This window comes from Thermococcus sp. MV11 (assembly GCF_012027285.1).
Classification (GTDB): domain Archaea; phylum Methanobacteriota_B; class Thermococci; order Thermococcales; family Thermococcaceae; genus Thermococcus; species Thermococcus cleftensis.
This window is the reverse complement of record NZ_SNUD01000012.1, coordinates 1-434: the sequence shown is the minus strand read 5'-3', so window position 1 is coordinate 434 and position 434 is coordinate 1. Positions and strand designations below refer to the sequence as shown.

The following is a 434-nucleotide window of genomic DNA, read 5'->3' as shown; positions in this document are numbered from 1 at the left end:
AACGTGGCTTTTGCTCCCTCCAGCGGGGACGTGTTCCCGGAGATACGTTCGTCCACGCCTTCGTGGGCCGTCTCAATCACCGGGCTTTCTGTTTTTTCCTCCCCGGGACTGTTGATGCACCCATTGGACATTGTGATTAGAACTATAAGGATAAGTGAAACAATAAGTTTGATGCGTCTCATGGGAACCCCGGATATTTTTGGATTTTGGATCATAAATACTTTTCCTCCGCAAGTTGTTCCTACGGTGCTAACCTAAATATCTAGCTCAAGCCCGGTGGTTTCCTTCACAATCTCCCGAAACACCTCGAAGTCAACGTGCTCCTCTCTAACAAGCCTCCTCGGGATTTCGTAGAAGGAATCGCCGGCCTTCCTGTGGAGTTCATGGAGAATCAAAGCTCCTTTCGTGTAGGAAAGCTCCCAAAGGCCGAGCCA

General features: G+C 49.8%; 1 protein-coding gene and 1 pseudogene. Both read right to left on the bottom strand.

What is annotated here, in order from left to right:
• Positions 1-182 (bottom strand): hypothetical protein (locus E3E27_RS10660; RefSeq protein WP_206204895.1); only part of this gene is annotated, 182 nt, incomplete at its 3' end.
• A gap of 72 nt (positions 183-254) precedes the next feature.
• Positions 255-434 (bottom strand): annotated as a pseudogene (locus E3E27_RS10600) (M1 family metallopeptidase); the annotation flags it as partial.